At 57.2% G+C, this 7964-nt stretch carries 7 protein-coding genes; 2 read left to right on the forward strand and 5 right to left on the reverse strand.

Going from position 1 to position 7964, the window contains the following annotated elements:
- Positions 1–373: 373 nt before the first annotated feature.
- Positions 374–1066 (forward strand): oxygenase MpaB family protein, encoded by a 693-nt coding sequence (locus Y5S_RS18905; protein WP_231552751.1) that lies wholly within the window; start codon positions 374–376, stop codon positions 1064–1066.
- A 43-nt stretch (positions 1067–1109) separates the two neighbouring features.
- Here Y5S_RS18905 and djlA read toward each other — a convergent pair whose 3' ends face one another.
- The 5 genes from djlA to Y5S_RS18930 all read right to left on the reverse strand — a co-directional run bounded on the left by djlA (position 1110) and on the right by Y5S_RS18930 (position 6554).
- Entirely contained in the window at positions 1110–1949 is an 840-nt protein-coding gene (gene djlA / locus Y5S_RS18910; RefSeq protein WP_035235549.1) for a co-chaperone DjlA, read from the reverse strand.
- A gap of 24 nt (positions 1950–1973) precedes the next feature.
- The gene (gene hyi / locus Y5S_RS18915) at positions 1974–2750 is read right to left on the reverse strand and encodes a hydroxypyruvate isomerase (protein WP_035235551.1); all 777 of its coding nucleotides are present in this window, start codon (positions 2748–2750) and stop codon (positions 1974–1976) included.
- A complete protein-coding gene (locus tag Y5S_RS18920) occupies positions 2750–3688 on the reverse strand; it encodes an NAD(P)-dependent oxidoreductase (RefSeq protein WP_052041725.1) in 939 nt (312 codons plus the stop codon). Before Y5S_RS18920 ends, hyi begins: the two co-directional genes overlap by 1 nt.
- A gap of 179 nt (positions 3689–3867) precedes the next feature.
- The gene (locus tag Y5S_RS18925) at positions 3868–5784 is read right to left on the reverse strand and encodes a cytochrome c/FTR1 family iron permease (RefSeq protein ID WP_052041726.1); all 1917 of its coding nucleotides are present in this window, start codon (positions 5782–5784) and stop codon (positions 3868–3870) included.
- Positions 5785–5885: 101 nt separating this feature from the next.
- Entirely contained in the window at positions 5886–6554 is a 669-nt protein-coding gene (locus tag Y5S_RS18930) for a DNA-3-methyladenine glycosylase I (protein ID WP_035235554.1), read from the reverse strand.
- A 154-nt stretch (positions 6555–6708) separates the two neighbouring features.
- Between Y5S_RS18930 and Y5S_RS18935 the strand changes: the two genes are divergently transcribed.
- Positions 6709–7938 (forward strand): pyridoxal phosphate-dependent aminotransferase, encoded by a 1230-nt coding sequence (locus Y5S_RS18935; protein ID WP_035235556.1) that lies wholly within the window; start codon positions 6709–6711, stop codon positions 7936–7938.
- The last annotated feature ends 26 nt before the right edge of the window (positions 7939–7964 follow it).

Genomic DNA, 7964 nt, shown 5'->3' on the forward strand with positions numbered 1-7964 from the left:
AAGGAGTTATTCAGAGACACCTTGAACTCTTACCCGGCTACGCAGTCACCTGATTGCAGGTGGTAGTTCGCGATCAAACTGGCATGGATTGCCAGCTTTACACCCATTGAGGGGCGTGACCGATGGCATTACCACAACTCATCACCCGAGACGATATCGAAACCGGCATCAGCCGAGCCTGCTGCCAGTGTGCCCATCCGGATGCAGGTTTTTTGGCCCTGGTTCCATCACCTGGCAACTGCTCAGAGAAAACATCACCGTACTTTCACAGGGAAGAATCCTGGTACTAGCCTTGGCCAATAGCCGACTTTCCCAGCTTCTCCCCAGTGAGAGCGATGCCATCCAGCGTTTGCAGCACAGCCACCGTTTTTTGATGAAAGTCGTTTTCGGAAATCAGGAGCAGGCAATGATGACGCTCTCGGATCAGGCGCAGCGGCGCAAGACGCTGTTCGATGTTCGTGAGAGCGAAACCCTGCTCTACGCCATTACTGCATGGATGGATTCCTGCCTGGCTATCTATCAGGCAGTCATTGGCCCACTGACCACCGCACTCGAGGAAAGGCTATTTGAGGAAACCATGCTGCTGGCCGAGATCATGGGCATACGTGAAGAAAAATTACCGTCTCACTGGCATGCCTATCGCCATTGGTGGCAACAGCAACAGGCACAGACCCGTGCACTGGGTAACACCCGACGGCAGCTGGGGAACGCACTGATACGCTCACAAGGGTTTCCGAACCGGGTTCCGTTCGGGAGTTACTCGGCACTGGCATCGTTCACCGTCCCCCCCTCGCTGGTTGAGGCTTTTGATCTTGCGCCGGCAAATCTGACCAATCACCGCCGTTATCAGCGTCAGCTGCAACGGCTGATGGATACCCTCTGCCATTTGCCAGATAAACTCAGATATCAGCCAGTCTATTACGAAGCCAGGGAAAGACTGCAGGGACGAGCACGGGCGGGGCTGGCAACGCGTTTACTGAATCGTTGGTGGAGCGGAGAAAGCGAACTGGTCAGTAGCGGCTGGTCCATGCCCAAGGCAGACAGGCTGCCCGGGCTGAGCATATAACATCACAGCGGGACAACAGCGCGCCCGCCAGAGGCCTTTGCAATCATCGGAAGCCCCGTTGCTCCCGAAGCATCTCGTAAGCTTTACTGATTTCTGCTGTCTTCTCGGTGGCCAGGCGGATCATTTCCTCCGGTACACCGCGAGAAGCCAGCTTGTCGGGGTGATGTTCGCTCATTAACTTCCGGTAGGCCTTCTTGATCTCCTGATTAGATGCCGATTCAGACACACCCAGCACCTGATAGGCCTGTGACAAGGAGGGTCTTGAAGTACCTGCGCCGCGTTGCTGACCACCCTGACCTGCACCCTGGCCAGCACTGAACTGCGCCTGGGCCAGCAGCATATTGAGTATCTGCCGGAATTGCTGTGGTGGCACGCCAAGACCTTCTGCGACCTTCAGCAGAACAGCCTCTTCTTCCTTGTGCAGCGTACCATCCGCCAACGCAATCTGTAGCAGGATTTCCAGCAACACAAGTATCAATTGTTTGCGATGGCGCACCGCAACAGCGAACTGTTCCACTGTCGCCTCAAGGGGAAAATCAGCCGCCTTGCCCTGATTGAACAAGCCTATGGCCTCCCTGCGCTGCTCATCATTGAGCTGCATCCTGTCCATGACCGCCCTTGCCTGCGCGATCTCATCCTCGCTGACCCGACCATCGGCTTTGGCCAGATGCCCCATCACAGAGAACACCGTATCAAACAGCGCTTTCTGTACTGCCTCCTGCTCACCAGGGCCATAGGGACGGAACGGGTTAAAGCTTTGAACCCTCTCGGCCCCTCTGTCGAGCATATGGCCAATCAACAGACCGATACCCAGCCCTACTGGCCCGCCTACCAGCATTCCCAACAAGCTGAGAATGATCTTGCCACCCCAATTGAATCGCATCATGAATCCATAAAATTGACTGAATTAGCCCCGCCGAAACCAGCCAAGGCTTTCCTGTGTGCTGACTGACGGGTGGTATTCCGCACTGACCCAGCCGTCATAGTCGAGGCTGTCGATATGACGGAACACATGGTCGAAGCGAATCTCACCGCTCCCCGGCTCGTGCCTCCCAGGATTATCCGCAAACTGGATATGCCCTATATGGGGACTCAATCGCGAAAGGGAACGGCAAATATCTCCTTCCATGATCTGCATGTGGTAAATGTCATACTGCAGGCGGATATTGTCACGGCCGGCAGCGTCAATGGCCGCCATGGCCATGCCTGAGCCATCCAGCAAGAAGCCGGGCATATCCAAACGGGAATTAATCGCCTCCACGGTGAGCATGATTCCCTCTGCTGCCAGTAAATCCGCCGCAAAACGCAGGTTATTCACCAAGGTATCGAATGCCACGCCGTCAGGAACGCTGTCAGGTTTCAGCCCGGCCAGACAGTTGAGCCTCAAGCATCCCAGTTCACGGGCATACTCCAGCGCCGTAAATACCCCTTCACGAAACTCCTCTACCCGATCCGGCAGACAGGCAATACCGCGCTCGCCCGCCTCCCAATCACCCGGCGGAAGATTGAACAGTACTTGCTCAAGCCCGTGTTCTCTTAATCGTGCCGCCAACTCGGCTGCCGGCCATTCATAGGGAAAGAGATACTCTACCCCTTCGAAACCTGCTTGCGCCGCTGCCGCAAAGCGTTCCAGAAAAGGATGCTCCGTGAATAGCATGGAGAGATTAGCTGCGAATCTTGGCATCAGGATTCCCCGTCGACGTTGGCGGCCATGTCCAGTCTGACGCCATTCAGTCGCTCCAGTTCCAGCAGCAGGCCACTGTGATCCACCTCACCGTTTCCACTGGCCAGCAAGGCCCGGTATTCCTCGAACACTCGCTGACTGAGCGGCAGGGTCAACCCCTCTGCCCTGGCCTCATCCAGAATCATCCGCAGGTCTTTAAGCTGGATACGAGCGGGAGCACCGGGCTCGAAATTGCGCTCCAGCATACGCTCACCGTGCTGTTCAAGAATCTTGCTGCCGGCAAAACCGCCCAACAGGGCCTCGCGTACCTTTTCCGGCCGAGCACCGCCCTTGGCAGCCAACAGCAAGGCTTCTGACACCGCACCAATGGTGATCCCGACGATGGCCTGATTGGCCAGTTTTGCCAGCTGGCCGCTGCCTGCCGGGCCAATATGCGTAGCGCGGCCCATGGCTGCGAATACCCGCTCTGCCCGATCAAAATCGTCTTCGCTGCCGCCCGCCATAATCGACAAGCTGCCCGCCTCTGCTCCACGGGTGCCACCGGAAACCGGGGCATCCAGATAGCCACCCTGCTGGCGTGCCACGCGTTGGGCGTGCAGGCGAGCCATCGCAGGTTCAATGGAACTCATATCCAGCACCAGCGCCCCGGGCTTCAACCGGCTAATGGCGTCACTTTGGTAGAGCACCGCATCCACCACCGCACCGTTCTCCAGCATGGTAATGACCACATCTGCGTCATCCACCGCATCCTCCGGACTGGGCGCCAGTCGCGCCCGCCCCTGGAAAAAAGCGGCTTTCTCCGGGGTCCGATTCCATACCGTCAACGCAAACCCCGCCTCCAGCAACCGATTGACCATGGGCAGCCCCATCAAGCCAATACCAAGAAAACTGATCTGAAGTGCGGTGTTGGAAGAAGAAGCATGGGGGGAATGGGACATAGGAAACTCGTGCTGGGGATTTATCAATCGAATGGACGGCACAAAAGAAAGAGGCACCTGAGTGCCTCTTTCCTGATACCACGTTCTGCGACAAAGGGTATTACCGATGAGCGAACAAGAACAGTCATGCGTTCAGCCTGACAGCTGCACGCTCCAGGCCACGCTGAGCAAGCAGGGAATTATTCAGTGCTTGCCTTGTTACCACGCAGCCAGAGCATCGCTCCCAGAGCCACAGCTATCACCTGCGCCAGCACGCCCTGAATCGTGGGGTACACGCCCAGCCAGTCCACCGTCGGTACGGCCAGATAAAACGCACTGATCATGCCAGCCTCTTGCAACGCCGCAATGCCCTTGCCAAGCAGGATCACCGACAGCACCAGCAGCACGATACTGGTGACGCGGAAAAACAGGCTCAGGGGTAGCTTCATGCCGATGCGGAAAAACAGCACGCAAACCACCGCCAGCGCAGCCAATGCCGCTGCGATGCCATAAAACAGGAACGGCTGGGTCAGCGGCGTGACCTGACTCCACAGCGCCTGATAAAACAGGATGGTTTCGAAGATCTCGCGATATACCGAAATAAACGACACAAACGTCAGCACCCACACGGTGCCATTACCCAGCGCGCTATCCACCTGATCACGGATATAGCCCAGCCATTTCTGACTGTTGCTGTTGCTGTGCATCCAGAAACCCACATAGAACAGGATTAGCGCGGCAACAATGCCCGCCACGCCTTCAGTCATTTCGCGGGAAGCGCCGCTGAAGTGGATCAGGGTGTTGGCCACGTACCAGGTCAGCCCACCGGCGACCAAGGCACCGATCCAGCCAAGATGGATATGGCGCGTCGCGCGAGCGGCATTGGCCTTGCGAGTAAAGGTCAACAGGGCGGCTACCACCAGCAACGCCTCCAGACCTTCACGGAACAAGATAAAGAAACTGGCTGAGAGGGTCGCCGCCGGGCTCAGCCCGTCACCTGCCAGCACGGCAGCCGCGTCGTCCAGCACCTCACTGGCAGAGGTCACCTTGAGTGACACCTCACCGGCATCGCGATGACGGTCAATGGCTTCACGCACGGCCATAAACCGAGCCTCTGCCGCACGCAGCAATTCACCATCCACCGCCGCCAGTTGCTGTTCAATCATTTCGAAGCCATCAAGATAGGCCGACAATGCCGCCGCCTTGGCTGCTGCTTGATCACCAGCCTGATAGGCTTCATCAGCCTGCTGCAGCTTGGCGTGACTCAAGGCTATAAAACGGTTCTTGTTGAACAGCGCCTCGGGATTGGCCCGCAAGTACCCCAGTGCCGCATAGGCCTGCGGCCCCTGGCTATCGAGTACATCCTCCGGTGCCTGGGCCACCAGGGCATCCAGGGTCAAGCCGGTCTTCATACCGGGAATAGTTGCAAACGCCTGCTGACCCGCTTCAGCGGTATCTTGATCCACCGCCTTGGCCCCCACATAGAACGCCAGGGCCCAGCGCTGCTCGTCGCTCAACGCCCCTTCATAGGCTGCCATACCGGTGCCCTCCACCCCTTGGGTGATGGTGGTATACAGTCCCAACAAGGATCGGCCGTTATAACGCGCCACTTCAGTGAAGTCCGTCGGCGCAGGCTCCAGAGCGACCCCGGCAGGACCATCGCCCTGGCCATTCTGACCATGACAGGCCGCGCACTGTGTCTGGTATAGCGTCGCCGCCTTCTCCAGGTCTGGTGCCTGCTTGGGGGCCACGGGAATGCCATACACCTCAACCAGTGAAGCCCGAATGGCCTGGGCCAGCGACTTGATTTGGGCTTCAGAGGCTTTTGTTGAAACCGCTTGTTGCAGGGAGTCAGCCCGGGATTGCAGCTCGCTCTTGCCTGCCGCATCCGGCAAATTGGCCACCCCTTCTGCCAGCAAGGCCGAGAACTCGGTCATCTCAGCGTATTCATCTGCACTGACAATCTCACCGTCCACAACGGCATTGATGTAATCGGCACCAACATACTCCACCAACTGGACCAGCGCGGTCTGGTTACTGGCAAAAACGGGTTGGGAAAAACAGATAAACGCAAGCAGGGCGGGAAAAAGGCGCCCCGTGATCTGTGCAAAGGTCATGAAAGGTCCACTTCAATATTGGAAAGGCGACTCATTATCATTTATGGCTTGAGCACCAGCAAGCCCGAAACCTTGCTCTGGCGCAATGAAGCAACGGAAAATCAGCCGATGGTAAAGGCAAGCACCTTACTGATATGCGCCTGTGGCCAGCCGCTTTCCTGCTGCCAGAGGTTGAACGCCTGTTGAGCTGCGCGCTGATCCCTCTGGCTCACTGGAGGCTTATCAATGACATTCTGGGCTTTCAGGGCAGCGGTGACGTCTCCAGTGGGATACCAGGTATCGCGCCCTGTCATACGGAGGAAGGCCGCGCCAGAGTTACCTCCAAGCTGTTTCCCCCGCTTCTTGAGCAGCATCCACATGCCTACCGTATCTTCCTCAGGCCATGACGCCAGCCACTCCCCTACGCTGCCGTATTCCTCAGCCAGGTCCAGTACAAACTGGGCATTGTGGCGGATTGCCTTCATCTTGCCCCAGTGACGGATCAGACGGGTGTCCTGCATCCGGTCGTCCAGCATGCTATCGGGCATAAGAACCAACTTGGCAGGATCAAACCCGAAGAACGCTTCCTCGAACGCTGGCCATTTGTTATCCACTAGAGAATGCTTTAGTCCGGCCCGGAAGATACGTCGGGTCATCACCGACAAATACCAGGCATCATCACGGGAGCGCAGGGTTGTCCCATCCGCCACGAGCGGCAGTTGCTGCTTTACCCTCTCCAGACTCCCCTTGCGGTTGACGGCCAGGGCCAATAAATCCTTGAAAGGGGTCATGCATCTCTCCGTGTCGGTTTGCGTTTTCCCGGGCCGGAACCGGGTAATGATTCACAGGTCTGAATGAAAACTTCAGGCTGGATATACAGTATTTTAGCAGCGTTGTAGAATCGCTGTTTGGCCAATTCAACTCTTGGATTAACACGGGAAGCGCATGAGCAGCGATCAGTACCACGTCAACAAGTCTGACAAACTCAAAGGGGTCTGCTATGACATCCGCGGCCCGGTGCTGCGTGAAGCGCACCGCCTGGAAGACGAAGGCCATCGCGTCATCAAACTGAACATCGGCAACCCCGCCCCGTTTGGTTTCGAGGCTCCTGAAGAACTGCTCCAGGACGTGATCAGTAACCTGCCCGAATCCACTGGCTACTGCCACTCCAAAGGCCTGTTCCCGGCCCGCAAGGCCGTGATGCAGTATACCCAGACCAAGGGCATCGAAGGGGTCACCGTAGATGATGTGATTATCGGCAATGGCGTCTCAGAGCTGATTGTGATGGCCATGCAAGCGCTGCTCAACAGCGGCGATGAGGTACTGCTGCCCGCGCCGGATTACCCACTGTGGACGGCGTCAGTCCGTTTATCCGGCGGCACCCCGGTGCATTATCTCTGTGACGAGCAACAGGACTGGCAGCCTTCCCTTGAGGATATCCGCGCCAAGGTCAACAAGAACACCAAGGCGCTGGTCATCATCAACCCGAACAACCCCACCGGGGCGAACTATGAACCCGCCATGCTGCGGGAGCTGCTGCAGATTGCCCGCGAGAACAACCTGATCGTTTTCGCCGACGAGATTTACGACAAGATTCTCTACGATGGCGAGGAACATACCTCCATCGCCTCCATGGCCGATGATCTGTTGTTTATCACTTTCAACGGGCTTTCCAAGAACTATCGAGCGGCCGGTTTCCGTGCCGGCTGGATGGTCATTTCCGGCGCCAAGCATCGCGCTGAAAGCTACATCGAAGGCCTGGACATGCTGGCCAGCATGCGTCTGTGTGCCAATGTTCCCAGCCAACACGCGATTCAGACCGCCCTTGGCGGTTACCAGAGCATCAACGATTTGGTACTCCCTACAGGCCGCCTTGGCCGCCAGCGGGATCTGGCCTGGGAAATGCTGGACTCCATTCCGGGAGTCAGCTGTGTTAAGCCAAAGTCCGCACTCTACTTGTTCCCGAAACTGGATCCCAAAGTATTCCCGTTCGAAGATGACGAAGCCTTCGCGCTGGACCTGCTCCGCGAAGAGAAAGTGCTGATTGTTCAGGGCACCGCCTTCAACTGGCCAGACCCGGATCACTTCCGCGTAGTATTCCTGCCGCGGGTGGACGATCTCGAGGATTCCATCGGACGCATCGCCAGGTATCTGGATCGGGCACGAAAAAAATAGCGTTTTTCGCTGTTAACTATTCACTG

It is taken from the genome of Alcanivorax nanhaiticus (assembly GCF_000756665.1).
GTDB lineage: Bacteria > Pseudomonadota > Gammaproteobacteria > Pseudomonadales > Alcanivoracaceae > Alcanivorax > Alcanivorax nanhaiticus.